General features: G+C 71.4%; 8 protein-coding genes. 6 read left to right on the top strand and 2 right to left on the bottom strand.

Annotated elements, in window-relative coordinates:
* The first annotated feature begins 187 nt into the window (after positions 1-187).
* Both ACIPXM_RS05060 and ACIPXM_RS05055 read left to right on the top strand, forming a co-directional pair.
* Positions 188-10,705, top strand: a complete 10,518-nt coding sequence (locus ACIPXM_RS05060; protein ID WP_401652016.1) for a LamG-like jellyroll fold domain-containing protein — start codon at positions 188-190, stop codon at positions 10,703-10,705.
* Positions 10,702-11,358, top strand: coding sequence for an SMI1/KNR4 family protein (locus tag ACIPXM_RS05055; RefSeq protein ID WP_401652014.1), 657 nt, complete (start codon positions 10,702-10,704; stop codon positions 11,356-11,358). Before ACIPXM_RS05060 ends, ACIPXM_RS05055 begins: the two co-directional genes overlap by 4 nt.
* A gap of 106 nt (positions 11,359-11,464) precedes the next feature.
* On the opposite strand, the gene ACIPXM_RS05050 is transcribed toward ACIPXM_RS05055, so the two are convergent.
* Complete coding sequence (locus ACIPXM_RS05050; protein ID WP_401652012.1) at positions 11,465-12,055, bottom strand: suppressor of fused domain protein; 591 nt, start codon at positions 12,053-12,055, stop codon at positions 11,465-11,467.
* Positions 12,056-12,478: 423 nt separating this feature from the next.
* On the opposite strand from ACIPXM_RS05050, the gene ACIPXM_RS05045 reads away from it, so the two are divergent.
* Positions 12,479-13,618, top strand: coding sequence for a magnesium and cobalt transport protein CorA (locus tag ACIPXM_RS05045; protein WP_401652010.1), 1,140 nt, complete (start codon positions 12,479-12,481; stop codon positions 13,616-13,618).
* Positions 13,619-13,657: 39 nt separating this feature from the next.
* On the top strand, positions 13,658-14,173 hold the full coding sequence (locus tag ACIPXM_RS05040) for a hypothetical protein (protein ID WP_401652008.1): 516 nt from the start codon (positions 13,658-13,660) through the stop codon (positions 14,171-14,173).
* 20 nt (positions 14,174-14,193) lie between these two features.
* Here ACIPXM_RS05040 and ACIPXM_RS05035 read toward each other — a convergent pair whose 3' ends face one another.
* Positions 14,194-14,964 carry a hypothetical protein gene (locus ACIPXM_RS05035; protein ID WP_401652005.1) on the bottom strand — a complete coding sequence of 257 codons (771 nt, stop codon included), beginning with the start codon at positions 14,962-14,964 and terminating at the stop codon, positions 14,194-14,196.
* Positions 14,965-15,186: 222 nt separating this feature from the next.
* On the opposite strand from ACIPXM_RS05035, the gene ACIPXM_RS05030 reads away from it, so the two are divergent.
* A complete protein-coding gene (locus tag ACIPXM_RS05030) occupies positions 15,187-16,455 on the top strand; it encodes a magnesium transporter MgtE N-terminal domain-containing protein (RefSeq protein ID WP_401652003.1) in 1,269 nt (422 codons plus the stop codon).
* 70 nt (positions 16,456-16,525) lie between these two features.
* Positions 16,526-17,185: a DUF1003 domain-containing protein gene (locus ACIPXM_RS05025; protein WP_401652507.1), complete on the top strand. Its 660-nt coding sequence runs from the start codon at positions 16,526-16,528 to the stop codon at positions 17,183-17,185.
* Positions 17,186-17,224: the final 39 nt, after the last annotated feature.

Genomic DNA, 17,224 nt, shown 5'->3' with positions numbered 1-17,224 from the left:
ATCCCATCGATCTATGTCGACATGATCGGATATGACCGCCGATGGTGCGAACGATCAAGGGATCAACTTCCGGTCAAAGTTTGTGAACTGGCTGTGAGTCCGGATACGACTGCCCCCTCTGATCAACTCAGTGGGGGCTCCTACGGTGCGTATCACCCGTCCACTCGTCATATCCATGGCGATCACCATGACTGTGCTCGCGGGCACAGAACAAGCGGCGCTGGCGGTCGGCCAGTCGACCGCAGCGAGATCCGGGCCGAGTGCCGGCGAACGGCCCGAGCAGGGCTGGGGGTCGGCCCGCGGGCGCGGCCACAGCGCCTCGGGCGACGCCACGGACGCGGACGCGTCCGGCGGTCGCGCCGGTGCCCTGAAGGCGTCCGGCGAACTCGCTCCCGACTCCGGCACCACCCGGCTGCAGCTGGGCAAGGCGCCCAAGACCCCGTTGCCCTCGTACCGGAACGCCCCGTCCCCACGACGGGCCGCTCCGCAGGGCTTCGATCCCAAGGCCAGCACGGAGGTACCCGGCAAGCGGGCCGCCGACGCGCGGACGTTCGCCAATCCGGACGGCACCTTCACGACCCGCTACTACAACGAGCGGGTCAACTTCCGTGGCGCCGACGGCGCCTGGAAGCCGGTCGACACCCGGCTCGCGAAGGCGCCGTCGGCGCGCGACGAGGCCACCCCGGGGTCCGGCTGGCAGGCGAGGTCGACCGAGGACAAGATCTACTTCTCCGAGTTCGCCGACGCGGAAACGTTTGTGCGCCTCGGTGTGAACGACACCGCCGCGATCGGCTACGCGATCGAGGGCGCGGCCCGCTCGCAGGGCCGGGTCGTCGGCAGCGTGATCACGTACCCCGACGTCCGCCCCTCGGCCGACGTGGAACTGATCGCCGGAAGCGACTCCGTCAAGGAGACGCTGATCCTCAAGGACAAGGCCGCGCCGACCGAGTGGCGCTTCCCGCTGGCCCTGAAGGGGCTGACGGCGAAGCTCGACGGGCACGGCGGCGTCACCTTCCACGACGGCGCGGGCCGTCAGCAGGGCTCCATGCCCGCAGGCTGGATGGAGGACTCCAAGAAGGACCCCCGCTCCGACGAGGGCGCCATCTCCTCCGGAGTCACCTACGGCCTCGCCCGTGAGGGCTCCCAGCAGGTCCTGGTCGTGAAGCTTGACCAGAAGTGGCTGTCGGCACCGGAGCGGGTCTTCCCGGTGAAGGTCGACCCCTCGGTCAACGGCCTGGAGGCGGCCTCCGGCACCTACGTCGAGTCGCCGTACACCCAGAACTTCTCCGGCTCCACCGAGCTCAAGGCCGGTACGTACGACGGCGGCAGCCACAAGGCCGCCTCGTTCCTGAAGTTCAACGGCCTGGACACCACCCTCAAGAACGCGTTCGTCATCAACGCGAACCTGAGCCTCTACAACACCTTCTCGTACTCGTGCACCGCACGGCCGGTGACCGTCCACGAGATCACCTCGAACTGGTCCGAGGGCAGCACCAACAGCTACCCCGGCCCCGCCACCGGCGGCGCGCTCGGCTCCAAGTCGTTCGCGCACGCCTGGCGGCCGGAAGGCTCGTCGAGCTGGCCCTGCGGCGCCGCCGCCTGGGAGTCGATCCCGCTCGGCGAGTCCGGCCGCAAGCTGGTCGACGACTGGACGCACGGCCGCAAGCCCAACTACGGCCTCGCCGTGAAGGCAGCGACGAACGACTCGTACAGCTGGAAGAAGTTCGGCTCGGACAACTATCCGAACGGCAAGCCCAGCCTCGACGTCACCTGGTCGAAGTACGGGGCCACGTACGGCCTCGGCGGCTTCGTCACCCCGCCGACGGCCACCTCCGAGGGTGCCTTCAAGGTCACCGTCACCAACCAGGGGCAGCAGACCTGGGGCAGGACGAGCAACTACAAGCTGCGCTACGACCTGTTCGACGCCAACGGCAACAAGGTCGGCGGTGACTACTGGAGCAAGATCCGGTGGACGCCGATGCCGTACGACGTGGGCCCCGGCGGCTCCGCCACCGTCGACGCCAAGATCGCCCCGCTGGCGCCCGGCACGTACACCCTCCAGTGGACCATGGACGAGTACGGCGTCCGCAGCTTCGTCGACGACGGAGTCCCGGGCCCCACGGTCCGCTTCGACGCCGTCAACTCCCCGCCGTACCTGACGGCCGCCGCCCCGCCGAGCGGCACGGTCATCGACACCCTCAACCCGACGCTGTGGGCGCGGGCCACCGACCTGGACAAGTCCCCGGGCTCGCTGACCTACCAGTTCGAGGTGTGCGAGGTCGAGGGCAAGGACGTACGGAAGAACTGCCGCGGCAACACCCACGCGGCGTCCGAGAGCTGGACGGTCCCGGCGGGCTGGCTGAACTGGGCCAAGACCTACGCCTGGTACGCGTACGCGAACGACGGCAAGGACCAGTCCTCGCGCACCGCCCCCTCCATCCTCACCACGCAGGTGCCGCAGCCCGTCATCACCTCCCACCTGGGCGGCGCCGACAGCGGGCGGACGTTCGGCGAACGCGCGGGCAACTACGCCACCGCCGCCACCGACGCGGCCGTGCCGAGCGCGGGCCCCGAGCTCGCCGTCACCCGCACCTACAACTCGCAGGACCCGCGCACCACCAACGCCTTCGGCACCGGCTGGGCGACCCGCTGGGACATGCGGGCCGTCGCCGAACCCGACGGCAGCCTCCTGATCACCCTCGACAGCGGCAGCCAGGTCCGCTTCGGCAAGAACAGCGACGGCAGCTACAGCGCGCCGTCCGGCTCCGCGGACGTGCTCACCGCCGTCACCGGCGGAGGCTGGACGCTGCGCGACGCGGCGGCCACCCTCCACACCTTCGACGCCACCGGTCGCCTGACCAAGGTCAAGGACGGTCACGGCCGCGAGCAGCTGCTCACCTACACCGGTGGCAAGCTGACCAAGGCCACCGACGCGCTGTCGAAGCGCGCGCTGACCTTCACCTGGAGCGGCGCGCACGTGGCCTCGGTGTCCACCGACGCCGTCGGCCCCGCCGCCCCCGCCCTGACCTGGTCGTACACCTACAGCGGCGACCAGCTGACCAAGGTCTGCCCGCCGGATTCCAGCACCGCGTGCTCCGGCTACACGTACACGGCCGGATCGCACTACCGGGGCATCGTGCAGGACGCGGGCCCGGTCGGCTACTGGCGGCTGAACGAGGGCGAGGGCGAGACCGCGGCCAGTGAGGCGGTCTCCCGCACCGGGATGAACGGCGCCCACTACCGCGACGTCACCCTCGGCTCGGCCGGTGCCCTGGCGGCCACCGGCAACAAGGCCGTGTCCTTCAACGGGACCACCTCCTCCATCGAGCTGCCCGAGTCCACGCTCGCCGCGTCGACCGTGCTGTCGGTGGAGCTCTGGTTCAAGACCGACAAGCCGAACGGCGTGCTCGTCGGCTTCCAGAACGACCGGCTGGGTCCGACGCATCCCGGCGTCTACAACCCGGTCCTGTTCGTCGACTCGGCGGGCAAGCTGCGCGGCGCGTTCGAGAAGTCGGACGGCGGGGTGCTCCCGATGTCCTCGCCCGCCGTGGTCACCGACAACACCTGGCACCACGCGGCCATCACCAGCTCCGGCACGGGGCAGACGCTCTACCTCGACGGCACGGCCGTGGGCACGCTCGCGGGCCCGGTCAGCCACTCCAGCAAGACCTTCACCTACCTGGGCGCCGGCTTCACCGACCAGAGCTGGGACGGCGCGGGCACCTACGGCACCCGCTACTACCAGGGCCTGATGGACGAGGTCGCGGTCTACCACCGCGCGCTCGACGCGGGCGCGATCAAGGCCCGTTTCGCGGCCCGCACCGGCTCCTCGAAGCTGACCAAGGCGACCCTGCCGTCCGGCCGGGTGAGCGCCGAGGTCGAGTACGACGGTGACACCGGCCGCGCGACCAAGGTGACGGACGAGAACGGCGGCGTCTGGCAGATCTCCGAGCCGCGGTACTCCGCCGGTTCGCAGGCGTACAGCGACGCGGTCCGCGCCTCCGGCCCGGTCAACTACTGGCGCTTCGGCGACAGCGGCGGAGCCGCCGCGGCGGACGAGATATCCGCCGGCGGCAACGGCTCCTACCGTGACGGCGTCGCCCTCGACGGCGTCGGCGCGTTCCTCGACGGCGACGACGGCGCGATCACCCTCGACGGCACCAAGGGCGCCGTCCAGGTCCCGTCCGAGTCGATCGCGGGGGCCGCGTCCCTGTCCGTGGAGCTGTGGTTCCGCACGGACAAGCCGAGCGGCGTGCTGCTCGCCCTGCAGAACACCGAGCTGGGCACCGTTCCGCAGATGTGGAACCCGAGCCTGGTCATCGACGCCGAGGGCAAGCTGCGCGGCCACTTCTGGACCGCCCCGTCCGCGGGCTGGCCCGTCATGGGCGGCACGAAGGTCACCGACAACAAGTGGCACCACGCCGTGCTCACCGGAGGCCCCAACGGCCAGTCGCTGTTCCTGGACGGCGTGAAGCTGGGCTCGCAGCCCGACGCCGTCCACCCGGAGACCCTGGCCTACGCCTACCTCGGCGGCGGCTACTCCAGCGAGGCGTGGGACTCCCAGGCCCCGGCCACCCGCTACTTCAGCGGGCAGCTCGACGAGGCCGCCTTCTACTCCAAGGAGCTGGACGCGGCCACCGTCGCGGACCACTTCAAGGCCCGCAACCGGCTGGTCTCCGGCAACGGGAGCCAGTACGAGGGCGTCGTGATGGCGGACGCCCCGGCCGGCTACTGGCAGCTGGACGAGACCGGCGGCACCACCGTCCGCAACAAGGTCGCCGCCGCCGGTGCCGACGGCACCTACACGAAGACGGCGCTCGGCGTGCCCGGCGCGTTCGGGCCCGGCGACGGAACCGCCGCCGAGTTCAAGGGCGACGGCTGGGCCGAGCTCACCGGCGGCCACCAGTCGAGCACCGACCTGTCGACCGAGCTGTGGTTCAGGACCACCAAGCCGGGCGTGCTCTTCAGCGACCAGGAGAAGCCGCTCCCGGACGCCGCCTCCTACGCCCCCGTCCTGTACGTGGGCTCGGACAACAAGCTCCACGGCCAGTACTTCACCCGTGGCGTCGCCGCGACCAACACCTCGCCGAACACGGTCACGGACGGCGAATGGCACCATGCCGTCGTCACGGCCAAGGGTGCCACCCACACCCTGTACCTCGACGGCGCCCAGGTCGCCCAGACCACCACCGTGCCGGTCACCCACGAGAACAACCAGCGCACCTACATCGGTGCCGGGTACACCTCCTGGTGGCCCGCTTCCCCGGGCGACGGCGTGCAGTACCTCACCGGCCAGATCGACGAGGTCGCGGTCTACCCGCGCACCCTCACCGGTGACCAGGTGGCCCGCCACTACGGCGCCCGCGCCTACGCCTCGGGCTCCTCGCTGTCGTCGACGGTGACCGTCACCGACCCGACGGGCGCGAAGACGTCCAGCACCTTCGACGCGGTACGCGGCCAGCGCCGTACGGCCACGACGAACGCGGACGGCGGTGTCACCACGTACGCGTACGACACCGGCGGCTTCCTGCACACGGTCACCGACCCCAACGGGCACGCGACGATCACCGGTCACGACGAGCGCGGCAACACCGTCTCGACGACGACCTGCCGGGACGCCAACTCCTGCTGGACCTCCTTCGCGGAGTACTACAACAACCCCGCGGACAAGCTGGACCTGCGCAACGGCAAGCAGACCGCGATCCTCGACGGCCGGTCCTCCGGACCTGGCGACACCCGCTACCGGACGACGACCTCGTACACGGCCCTCGGTCTGACCGACACCGTCACCTCGGTCGACGGCCGCACCGCGGTCACCACCTACACCACGGGCACCGAGGCCGCGGTGGGCGGCGGGACCGTCCCGGCGGGTCTGGTGGCCTCGAAGAAGTCCACCGGCGGCGCCACCGTCTCGTACGCGTACTTCGCCTCCGGTGACCTGGCCAGGACCACGGCACCGTCGGGCGCGGTCAGCACGTACACCTACGACGGCATCGGCCGGAAGGCGACCGAGACCCAGATCTCCGACGCCAACCCCGCCGGTGTCACCACCTCGTACGCCTACAACGCCATGTCCCGCGTCGTCGCGGAGACCGGCCCGGGCGTGCAGAACGAGATCACCGGCGTCACCCACACCGCGCGCATCAGCCGCGCCTACGACGCCGACGGGCACCTGCTCACCGAATCGACGGAGGACACCACCGGCGGCGACGCCACCCGCACCACCACCTACGGCTACGACAGCCGCGGCCTCAACGACAGCGTGACCGACGCGGCCGGCAACAAGGCCACGTACGGCCGCGACGCCCTGGGCCGGGTGATCAGCGCGACGGACCCCGCGGGCAACGTCGTCACGACCAGCTACACCAAGCGCGGCCAGGTCGCCGAGTCGGTCCTGAAGAACTGGACCGGCGACCCGTCCGGGCAGACCCGGGACCTGGTCCTGGAGTCGAAGGCGTACGACCCGGCGGGCCGACTGGCCTCGACGACGGACGCCATGGGCGCCACGACCGCCTTCACCTACTACGACGACGGCCTCAAGGCCACGGCGACGGCGAAGCGGGTCACCCAGGCCGACGGCACCAAGAAGGACATCGTCCTCGGCACGACGGTCTACGACGGCGCGGGCAACCCGGTGTCGTCGACCGCGCCCGGCGGGGCCACCACCGTGAACACGGTCGACGCGCTCGGCCGGGTCACCCGCACGGTGTTCGACCCGACCGGTCTGAACCGGGTCTCCACCTTCGCGTACGACGCGGAGGACCGGGTCGCCGAGCAGACCCAGTCCGTCGACGGCACCGGCAAGAAGGTCACGTCGACCACCGAGTACGACGCGGTGGGCAACCCGACCAAGCAGACCGTCACCGACGGCACCACCACCCGGGTCTCGACGGCCACGTTCGACCAGCGCGGTCTTCCGCTCACCCGGACCAGCCCGCGCGGCATCACCAGCACCGGCCGGTTCGACGTGCTCGGCCGCCCGGTCGAGGAGACCTCACCGCAGGTGCAGGCCGAGGAGAACGGCGGTGCGGCCACGGCCGTCACCCCCAAGACCCTCACCGGCTACAACACCTTCGGCGAGGCCACCGAGACGCGCGACCCGCGCGGCCTGGTGACCAGGACCGAGACCGACAAGCTGGGCCGCACCGTCGCGCTCACGCTGCCCGACTACACCCCGCCGGGTGCGACCGCGCCGATCACGGCCGTCTCGCGCACGACGTACGACGCCGTCGGCAACACGGCCTCCACGACCGACCCGCTCGGCCGCGTCCGTACCTACGCGTACGACCAGCTGGGCAACCTGGTCAGCTCGACCGATCCCGCCGCCGGTGGTGCGCAGGGCCTGCAGGCCCCGGGCGCGACCGGGCTCGGCGGCACCCCCACCGGCCTGTCCGGCGGTGGAGTCTCCACCTACACCTGGACCCCGACCGGTCTGCCGCTGTCGGCGACCGACCCGACCGGAGCACGCACCGAATCCACCTATGACGAGCTGGGCCGCAAGCTCACCGCCACCACGGTCGAGCGCAGGCCCACGCTCCAGAACCTCGTCTCCCGGTACACCTGGGACGACGCCGGCAACCAGGTCTCCTCGACCACGCCCGGCGGGCGGATCACCAGCTCGACGTACGACAAGGCCGGCCAGAGCCTGACGGTCACCGACCCGGCCGGCGGCGTCAGCAGCACCGGCTACGACGGTCTCGGCCGCCCGACCGAGCGCAAGGACGCGACCGGCCGCAGGACCGTCACCGCGTACGACCTCGCCGGAAGCCCGACCTCCGTCACCGACTACGGCACGGGCGCCACGGCCCTGCGCACGACGAGCACCGAGTACGACGCCGACGGCAACGTCACCGCGTCCGTCTCGGCGACCGGCGCGCGCAGCACGTACACGTACGACGCGCTCGGCCGGGTCACCAAGCAGGTGGAGCCCGTCACCGCGACGCCCGCCGACTCGATCACCACGACCTTCGGCTACGACGCGGCGGGCAACCGCACGCGCCTGACCGACGGTCGCGGAAAGGCCACGTACTACACGTTCAACGCGTGGGGTCAGCCGGAGTCGACGATCGAGCCCGCCACGACCCTGCACTGGAACCCGGACGTCCGCACCTGGACGAACGTCTACGACGCGGCCGGGCAGCTCGTCACCGAACTGCTGCCGGGCAACGTCAAGCGGCAGAAGACGTACGACAACCTGGGCCGGCTCACCGCCGAGACCGGCTCCGGCACCGCCGTGGCCACCCGGCCCCGGTCGCTGTCGTACGACCTCGCCGGCCGGCTGACCGGCGTCGGCGGCGACGGCGTCGCCGCGGGCAGCACGTACACCTACAACGACCGCGGCCAGCTCCTGACCACGGACGGCCCGGGCGGCACCTCGTCCTACGCGTACGACGCGGACGGCAAGATGACGGCCCGGACGGACGCGGCGGGCGCGACGGCCTTCACCTACGACACCGCGGGCCGTCTGGACACCACGACCGACCCGCTCACCGGCACCCAGGTGCGCAGCGACTACGACGCGGCCGGACGCCCGACCGCCGACGAGTACGCCCGCCCCGGCGCCGGTGGCACCTGGACGGTCGGCTCGAAGCGCTCGTACACCTACGACAGCCTCGGCCGCCTCGCGGACGACAGCGTCAAGAAGACCACCGGGGGCACCCAGGTCCAGGGCACGGCCTACGAGTACGACCTCGACAACCGCCTGGTCAAGAAGACCACGTCGGGTACGGCCGGGGCGGGCGCCCGGACGTACGGCTACGACCTGGCCGGACGCATGACGTCCGAGACCAGCGGCGGCACCACCACCGCCTATGAGTGGGACAAGGCCGGCAACCTCACCAAGAAGGGGGACATCACCGGCACCTACGACTCCCGCAACCGGCTCCAGACCTGGGGCACCCAGACCTTCGACTACTCCGCTCGCGGCACGGTCAAGGGCATCACGGACACCGCGGGACCGGCTCGCACGATCAACTCCGACGCCTTCGAGCGCACGGTGACGAACGGCACGAGCACCTTCACCTACGACTCGCTCGACCGGGTCATGACCCACAACGGCACCGCCTTCCAGTACGACGGCGGCTCCAACAACCTGGTCAAGGACGGCACCTCCACCTACAGCCGCACCCCCGGCGGCACGCTGCTCGCCAGCGCCACCACCGGGACCGCGGGTTCGGCGCGGCTCGCCGTCACCGACGGCCACACCGACCTGGTCGCCAGCCTCACGGCGGACGGCACCCAGGTCAGCTCCTCGCGCGCGTACGACGCCTCCGGCAAGGTGACCGCGGGCAACGGCACGAGCCCGTCGGTCGGCTACCAGTCCGGCTGGACGGACCCGTCCACGGGCGAGGTCAACATGGCGGCCCGCTGGTACCAGCCGGGCACCGGCGGCTTCACCAGTCGCGACACGTGGCAGCTGGACCCGGACCCCTCGGTCCAGGCCAACCGCTACACGTACGCCAACGCGAGCTCGATGAACGGGATCGACCCGACGGGTCACCTGGTGTGGGACTGCTTCGACCCGCGGCGCAAGACCTCCAAGACCTGGTGGCTGAAGCGGGTGGCGGGTCCGGTCGCGTGCTCGTTCTGGGAAGCGTTCATCGCGGGTGAGAACAGCATCGGCAGCGGCAACCGCTGCGGCGCGGGCGTGGCCATCTGCCCGAACCCGCCCAGCAGTTGCAACCACTGGATGTGCGGTAACGGTTCGCCGCCGAGTTCGGGTTCGTCGGGCCGCATCGACAACTCGGGAAGCGGCAACAACTACGGGGGCGGCGGCCGGAACCGCGGCGGCACCTCCACCCTGACCCGGCCGAAGAAGCCGACCGCACCGCCCAAGCCCCCCATCCCGCAGAACCCCTACACCGGCAAGAACCCGCCGCCGGCGCCGAAGCACATCCCCAAGCCGGACTGGGACCCCGGCACGGCCATCTGGACGGCCACCAAGGGCGTCGACATGGTCGTCAGCGGCGCCAACCTGCTGGCCATGCTGGCCGGCGGTGCCGCCGAGGTCTTCAGCCCGGACCAGGCCCCGGACACCCAGGGCGCGCCGGGCGCGGACCCGGGACCGGGCACCGGCAACGGCCAGGACGACGACGGCGACTGCCGTGAGGACGGCAAGGGCTGGATCAAGTACGGAGACGTGGACACGGCGCACGGCAACCGGGCCACGGGTGCCACGGCGTGCCTCGACAGCGCCTACCTGGCCGCCAACCCGGGCAAGGACACCAACTGGAAGGAAGTGGCTCCCCCCGGCTACAAGTGGGCCCGTGACTACGCCGGCTACCTCGGGAACCGGCCTCCCGGGTCATGGGTCAACGCCTGCCACCTCATCGGCGGCCAGTTCGGCGGTGACGGGCTGGACCCCGCGAACATCTCCACCTGCGCCCGCTCGGCCAACGCGACCAGGGTCGCGAAGGACGACCCCGGAATGCCCGGCCACATGTACTCCCACGAGGTCAAGGTCAAGGAAGCGATCGACCGGGGCGAGCTGGTCCGTTACAGCGTCACCCCGGTGTACGCGGAGGACCGGACCGTGCCCACGGCGTACGTGATGAAGGCGACCTCGACCTTGAACGGCAAGCCGGGGAAGCTCAAGCTGGATGAAATCGTGCCGAACACCATGTACAGCAACAGATTCGGCACCTGGCGCAACATCGGACTGGTCGAACACCAAGGAGGCCCGGTGCCGGTAGGTGCCACGCCATGACGGAAAGCGAGTCGCACATGCACGACAGGCCGCCGAGGCTCTTCGAGATGGTCACTCCGCTGCACGAGCTGACCGAGACGGTGGACTGGACCGCCGTGGAGGCGGACTACGGTCTCGTCTTCCCCGCCGACTACAAGGCGTTCGTCGACCGGTTCGGCGCCGGAACCCTCGGCGAGGACGTCTTCGTCTCGGTGCCGCGGGTCGGCCGGCCCGCGGCCGCGCTGACGGTCGACCGGCTGCCCGAGGACACCCTCCGGGAGGAGGGCATGGCGAACTGGCAGGACGCGTCCCTGCCCGACCGCCCCGACCTTCGGGACATGCTGGTGTGGGGTGAGAGCAGCGGCGCCGACGCGCTGTGCTGGATGACCGCCGGGCCGGACCCGGACGCCTGGCCGGTGGCCGTGTGGTCACGTCACCACGGCGGGTGGGCCCGCTACCCGTACGGCATGACCGAGTTCCTGACGAACATCCTCACGGACGGTTTCGCGGACGGTTTCGCGGACGGTTCCGCCGAGTTCCCGCTCAGCGACGAGTCGCTGCGCGGGGCGGGATCCACCCCGTACGTGAATCTCGAAGCCGAGAACCGGCTGCGGGACGCGGGGATCGACCCGTGGACGGGAAGGCCGATTCCCCAGATGTGGGACGAGGGCTGACCGAGCCGTGACCCCCGGAGCTGATCCGGGGGTCACCTGAGAAACCACGAGGCCGCCGGGGCAACCCGGCGGCCTCGTGGTGTGTCCGGGGTCCAGCCCCGCGGCCTCAGTCCAGCGCCACCGGCCTCCGCAGCGGATCGCGCAGGTCCGTGCCGTTCGTCAGCCAGCGCTCCTCCAGGGCCTGCGCCCCGTGCACCCGCTTCCAGGCAGCCTCGGTGGGGGTCATCGGGAGGAGCGGCAGGAAGCGCACCGGGTCGTACGGCGGGTCGAGTTCCAGGTCCTCGACCAGGCCGCCGGACTCGGCGACCAGGACCGAGGTGAAGGGGGCGCCCGGCCACAGCGGGTCGCCGACGTCGAGGGAGGCGCCGGGGGCCACGACCACGCCCTCCACCTGCGGGGTGGCGGCGAGCACGGCCAGCGGGCGGAGCACCTGGTCGGTGTCGGCGCGGCCGACCCGTACCGAAAGGACCAGCTCGGCGCGCGGGCCCTTGACCGGGTCGGCGAGGGCCGAGGTCGGGTCGGCCATCGGCTGGGCGGACATTCCGAGGGTCGCGTAGCGGACCAGCCCGGCCTCGGTGTCGATGAACCGGAGCACTTCGATCCGGTCGGTGCCGAGGAAGGTGACCGCGGCGCGCGCGTCCGGCTCGCCGAGGGCCGTGCGGAGCCGGGCCTCGACCAGAGCGAGAATTTCTGCCATGCCGCGAGCATAAAGCGCGTATGGAACGGGCAAAGTAAGGGATTGACCCTCAGTCGGCTGATAGTCTTGGCCACTGGTCGGGATAGCCGACTGCTCGTCACACGTCATCCCTCACGAGGGACCGGCCGGAGGAGGTGGGACTGCGATGGATCGAAGTCGATCGGGCAGTACCAGCCGCTCTTCCGCCGCACCGCATCCGAGCCCGGTGCGTTCTTCCCTGCGTTGACGTGGCGGACCCCCGGTGTCGTGGGTCCCCTCCTCTCCGGCAGTTCGTACGACGGAAGAGCACTTCTCCTTTCCTGTCTGTAGCGAACGCCGTCACCGCGAACCCCGGTGCCGCCCGCTTTGTGGACGACACAGCGTCACGTCCAGATTCCGGGCTGCGCCACGCTCGCCGACGGCCTCTCCGTGAAGGAGCCCGCCATGTCGATGATCCGTGACCTGCGTGCCGCCGTGCGGCCGTCCCTGCTGCACCCGCGGCGCAAGACCGGGGCCGTCTCGGCCTCCCCGTACGCGAACTACGACGCCACCCGCGACCCCACGGCCGCGAGCGCCGTGGTCGACTGCGCCGTCTACCGCGACGGCCGCCGGGTCGACGACCGGGCGTGCCTGACCCCGCGCGGCGCGATGCGCCAGGTGCGGGAGAGCGGCGGCTTCGCCTGGATCGGTCTGCACGAGCCGACCGAGGCCGAATTCGCGGGCATCGCCGCCGAGTTCGGGCTGCACCCGCTCGCCGTCGAGGACGCCGTCCACGCCCACCAGCGGCCGAAGCTGGAGCGGTACGACGACACCCTCTTCACCGTCTTCAAGACGATCCACTACGTGGAGCACGCCGAACTCACCGCGACCAGCGAGGTGGTGGAGACCGGCGAGGTGATGGTGTTCACCGGCCCCGACTTCGTCATCACCGTCCGGCACGGCGGCCAGGGTTCGCTGCGCAACCTCCGGCACCGGATGCAGAGCGAGCCCGAACTGCTCGCCAAGGGCCCGTCGGCCGTGCTGCACGCCATCGCCGACCATGTCGTCGACGGCTACATCGCGGTCGCCGACGCCGTCGAACTCGACATCGACCAGCTGGAGATCGACGTCTTCTCGCCCGCCGCGAAGGGCTCCACGCGCGGCACCGACACCGGACGGATCTACCAACTCAAGCGCGAGGTCCTGGAGTTCAAGCGGGCGGTGTCGCCGCTGACGCGGCCCATGCAGCTACTGAGCGAGCGGCCGATGCGGCTGGTCGACCCGGACATCCAGAAGTACTTCCGGGACGTCGCCGACCACCTCGCCCGGGTCCAGGAGCAGGTCGTCGGCTTCGACGAACTCCTCAACTCGATCCTCCAGGCCAACCTGGCGCAGGCGACCGTCGCGCAGAACGAGGACATGCGCAAGATCACCTCGTGGGCGGCGATCGTCGCCGTCCCCACGGCGGTCTGCGGCGTGTACGGGATGAACTTCGAGCACATGCCGGAGCTGGAGTGGACCTACGGCTACCCGCTCGTCATGGGCACCATCGCCGTGGTCTGTTTCTCCATCCACCGCACCCTGAAGCGCAACGGCTGGCTGTGAGCCGGACCGGCGCGGCGTGCCACGCCCTAAGCTGCGGGCATGACTGCTGACGCGCTGCTCGGGCCCGCCCTCGTCGAGGAGGCCACCAAGAAGTCCGGCCTCATCTGGGTACGGGGCGAGGTCGCGGCGGCCCGGCCGCTGTGGCACGTGTGGCACGACGGCGCCGCCCACCTCGTCGGAGACGGGCCCGGCGAGCAGCCGCTGCCCGGCCTCGTCGACGGCGGCACCGCCGAGGTCACCGTGCGCAGCAAGGACAAGGGCGGCCGGGTGGTCGCCTGGACCGCCGCCGTACGGGAGATCCCGCCGGGCACGGCGGAGTGGGACGCGGCCGTCGCCGAGCTCAAGGGCAAGCGGCTGAACGCCTCCGACGGCGAGGCCATGCCGGAGCGCTGGGCGCGCGAGTGCCGGCTCGTCCGGCTCGACCCGCGCGGGTCCACCACCGACCTGCCGGACGGCTCGCTGGCCGCCGCGCCGCTGCCGTCCCCGGGGATCACCCGGCGGCCGGTGCCCGCCGCGCTGCCGAAGCTGCTGCTCGGCCGCAAGCGCCGCCGCTAGCCGCTCAGAACGCCCAGGGCTCAGGTCCGGGGCAACTGCTTGCCGTAGTCGAGCGTCTGGCCCTTCTCGGGCTCCGCGAGCGGGAAGTCCTTGTCCCACTCCGACAGCACCACCACCCCGGCGCCGCCGCCCCGCGCGAACCGCACCGGGAACGGCGTGCCGTCGAGCGACACGTCGAGCGAGCCGCCCTCGCCGTCCTCGCCGCCCTTCACATTGATGGTGCGCACCCCGCCGATCGTCTCGTGCTCGCCCTTGACCAGGTCGCCGTGCAGCCCGATCAGACCGTCGAGCAGCAGGTTCATGTCGGTGAAGCCGCGCAGCTGCTTGTACGAGGGGTCGTCCTGCGGCACCTTCACGTACATGTCGCCGAGCTTGTCGGCGGCTTCCGAGCCCGCCTCGTCGGACTGCGGCTCGGAGGGGCTCGGGGCCGCCTCGTCGTGCTCCCAGAAGCCCGCGTCGGCCTTCAGGAAGAGCGCGTCGCCGACCCGCAGCAGCTCGAAGGTGCTGTTCTTCGTGGTCACCGACCCGGCCGCGCCGTCCGCCTTGAGCCGCATGTTGAGCTTGTACGCGCCGCCCTTGCTGACCAGCGTGCCGGACAGCCGTACCGCCTTGGCCGCGTCCGCCGCCGTCTGCGCCTTCTTCTCGATCGCCGAGGCTTCCAGCTTCCCGACGCCGTTGGTCCCCTCGTCCGGGTCGGCCGCGCAGCCGGCCAGGCCGGCCACGAGGCCGGCGCACAGCGCCAGCGGCACGACGGTCCCGCGGATGCGCGAGGACGGAGGGAGAAGGGACACCTGGGCGCCTCTCTGGCGGTGGGGGAAGAAGCCGGGCCATGGGTCCGGAGCCGGTGGGGGGCGGCAGACCGCAGCGTACCCGGGCGTGGCGGGCGGCCCGCAGGCAGCCGGACGGGCGCTCTGCCGAAGCGGCACCGGTCGGCACGGGCTAGCCTGAACCCGGCAAGCGGGACGAGCGTCCCAGACCGACCCGAATCGTGCGGCATCGAGGAGGCGCGTGGCATGGCGGCAGGCGCCCCCCGGATCTTCGTCTCCCATCTCGCCGGAGTGCCGGTGTTCGACCCGGTCGGCGACCAGGTCGGCCGGATGAGCGACCTGGTGGCGATGCTGCGGGTCGGCCGCAGGCCGCCGCGGCTGCTCGGCGCGGTCGTCGAGGTGCTGTCCCGGCGCCGGGTGTTCGTGCCGATGACCCGGATCACCGGTGTGGAGTCGGGCCAGGTCATCACGACCGGCGTGGTGAACATGCGGCGCTTCGAGCAGCGCCCCACCGAGCGCCTCGTCCTCGGCGAGCTGCTCGACCGGCGGGTGACGCTGGTGGAGACCGGCGAGGAGGTCACCGTCCTCGACGTGGCCGTCCAGCAGCTCCCGGCCCGCCGCGACTGGGAGATCGACAAGGTCTTCGTACGGCGTGGCAAGGGCGGCGCGCTGCGCCGCAAGGGCGAGACCCTGACGGTCGACTGGTCGGCGGTCAGCGGCTTCTCCCTGGAGGAGCACGGGCAGGGCGCGGAGAGCCTGGTGGCCACGTTCGAGCGGCTGCGCCCGGCCGACCTCGCCAACGCGCTGCACCACCTCTCCCCCAAGCGCCGGGTCGAGGTGGCCGCCGCGCTCGACGACGACCGGCTCGCCGACGTCCTGGAGGAGCTGCCGGAGGACGACCAGATCGAGATCCTGGGCGAGCTGAAGGAGGAGCGGGCCGCCGACGTCCTGGAGGCGATGGACCCGGACGACGCGGCCGACCTCCTGAACGAGCTGCCGGAGGACGACAAGGAGCGGCTGCTCACCCTGATGCAGCCGGACGACGCCGCCGACGTGCGGCGCCTGATGTCGTACGAGGAGCGCACCGCGGGCGGTCTGATGACGACCGAGCCGATCGTGCTGCGGCCGGACGCGACGGTCGCGGACGCGCTGGCCCGGGTGCGGCAGCAGGACCTGTCGCCCGCGCTCGCGGCGCAGGTGTACGTGTGCCGGCCGCCGGACGAGACGCCGACGGGCAAGTACCTGGGCACCGTGCACTTCCAGCGGCTGCTGCGGGACCCGCCGTTCACGCTGGTCGGCGGGATGGTGGACAGCGGACTTCCGCCGCTCGGCCCGGACACCCCGCTGCCCGCCGTGACCAGCTATTTCGCCGCGTACAACCTGGTGGCGGCGCCGGTGGTGGACGAGAGCGGTTCGCTGCTCGGCGCGGTGACGGTCGACGACGTGCTCGACCACCTGCTGCCCGACGACTGGCGGGAGACGGAGTTCCACGAGGAGGGGGCGCACGGTGGCTGAGCGCGACCGCGAGAAGGGGCGGCCCCGGGAGAGGGACCGGCAGAAGGACCGGCAGAAGGACCGGGACCGGCTGCGCGACCGGCTCCGCGACCGGGAGAAGGACCGGGAGCGCGAACGGGAGCGTGACCGGGAGAAGGAGCGCGAGAAGGAACGGGACCGGGAGAAGGAGCGGGAGAAGGAGCGGGAGCGGTCCTTGCCGCGGATCCGGCTGGACCAGCCCCGGATCCGGCGTCCCCGGATGCTCCCGGAGTACGACCCGGAGGCGTTCGGGCGGCTCTCGGAGCGGATCGCGCGTTTCCTCGGCACGGGCCGGTTCATCGTCTGGATGACGGTGATCATCATCGCCTGGGTGGTGTGGAACGTGTCCGCGCCCGGCGAGCTCCGCTTCGACAACTACCCGTTCATCTTCCTGACCCTGATGCTGTCGCTCCAGGCGTCGTACGCCGCTCCGCTGATCCTGCTCGCGCAGAACCGGCAGGCGGACCGGGACCGGGTCAATCTGGAGCAGGACCGCAAGCAGAACGAGCGCTCGATCGCCGACACCGAGTACCTGACCCGGGAGATCGCGGCGCTGCGGATGGGCCTGGGCGAGGTGGCCACCCGCGACTGGATGCGCTCCGAGCTCCAGGACCTGATGAAGGAGCTGGAGAACCGCGACGGCGACCGCCGTGACCCGCGTGATCTATTCCCGCCGGACGGCGCGGGGCGGAGTGACGTACCCGACCGCTGACGGGTCTTTCATGTGGCCGTGGTCGGCGCCGTACCATCA

It is taken from the genome of Streptomyces sp. NPDC090025, from assembly GCF_044748125.1.
Taxonomy (GTDB): domain Bacteria; phylum Actinomycetota; class Actinomycetes; order Streptomycetales; family Streptomycetaceae; genus Streptomyces.
This window is presented reverse-complemented; position numbering and strand designations above follow the sequence as displayed.

Bases quoted from the DNA above. Each gene is read 5' to 3' on its own strand.
- ACIPXM_RS05060 (WP_401652016.1), top strand. From the start codon at position 188: ATGACTGTGCTCGCGGGCACAGAACAAGCGGCGCTGGCGGTCGGCCAG.
- ACIPXM_RS05055 (WP_401652014.1), top strand. From the start codon at position 10,702: ATGACGGAAAGCGAGTCGCACATGCACGACAGGCCGCCGAGGCTCTTC.
- ACIPXM_RS05050 (WP_401652012.1), bottom strand. From the start codon at position 12,055: ATGGCAGAAATTCTCGCTCTGGTCGAGGCCCGGCTCCGCACGGCCCTC.
- ACIPXM_RS05045 (WP_401652010.1), top strand. From the start codon at position 12,479: ATGTCGATGATCCGTGACCTGCGTGCCGCCGTGCGGCCGTCCCTGCTG.
- ACIPXM_RS05040 (WP_401652008.1), top strand. From the start codon at position 13,658: ATGACTGCTGACGCGCTGCTCGGGCCCGCCCTCGTCGAGGAGGCCACC.
- ACIPXM_RS05030 (WP_401652003.1), top strand. From the start codon at position 15,187: ATGGCGGCAGGCGCCCCCCGGATCTTCGTCTCCCATCTCGCCGGAGTG.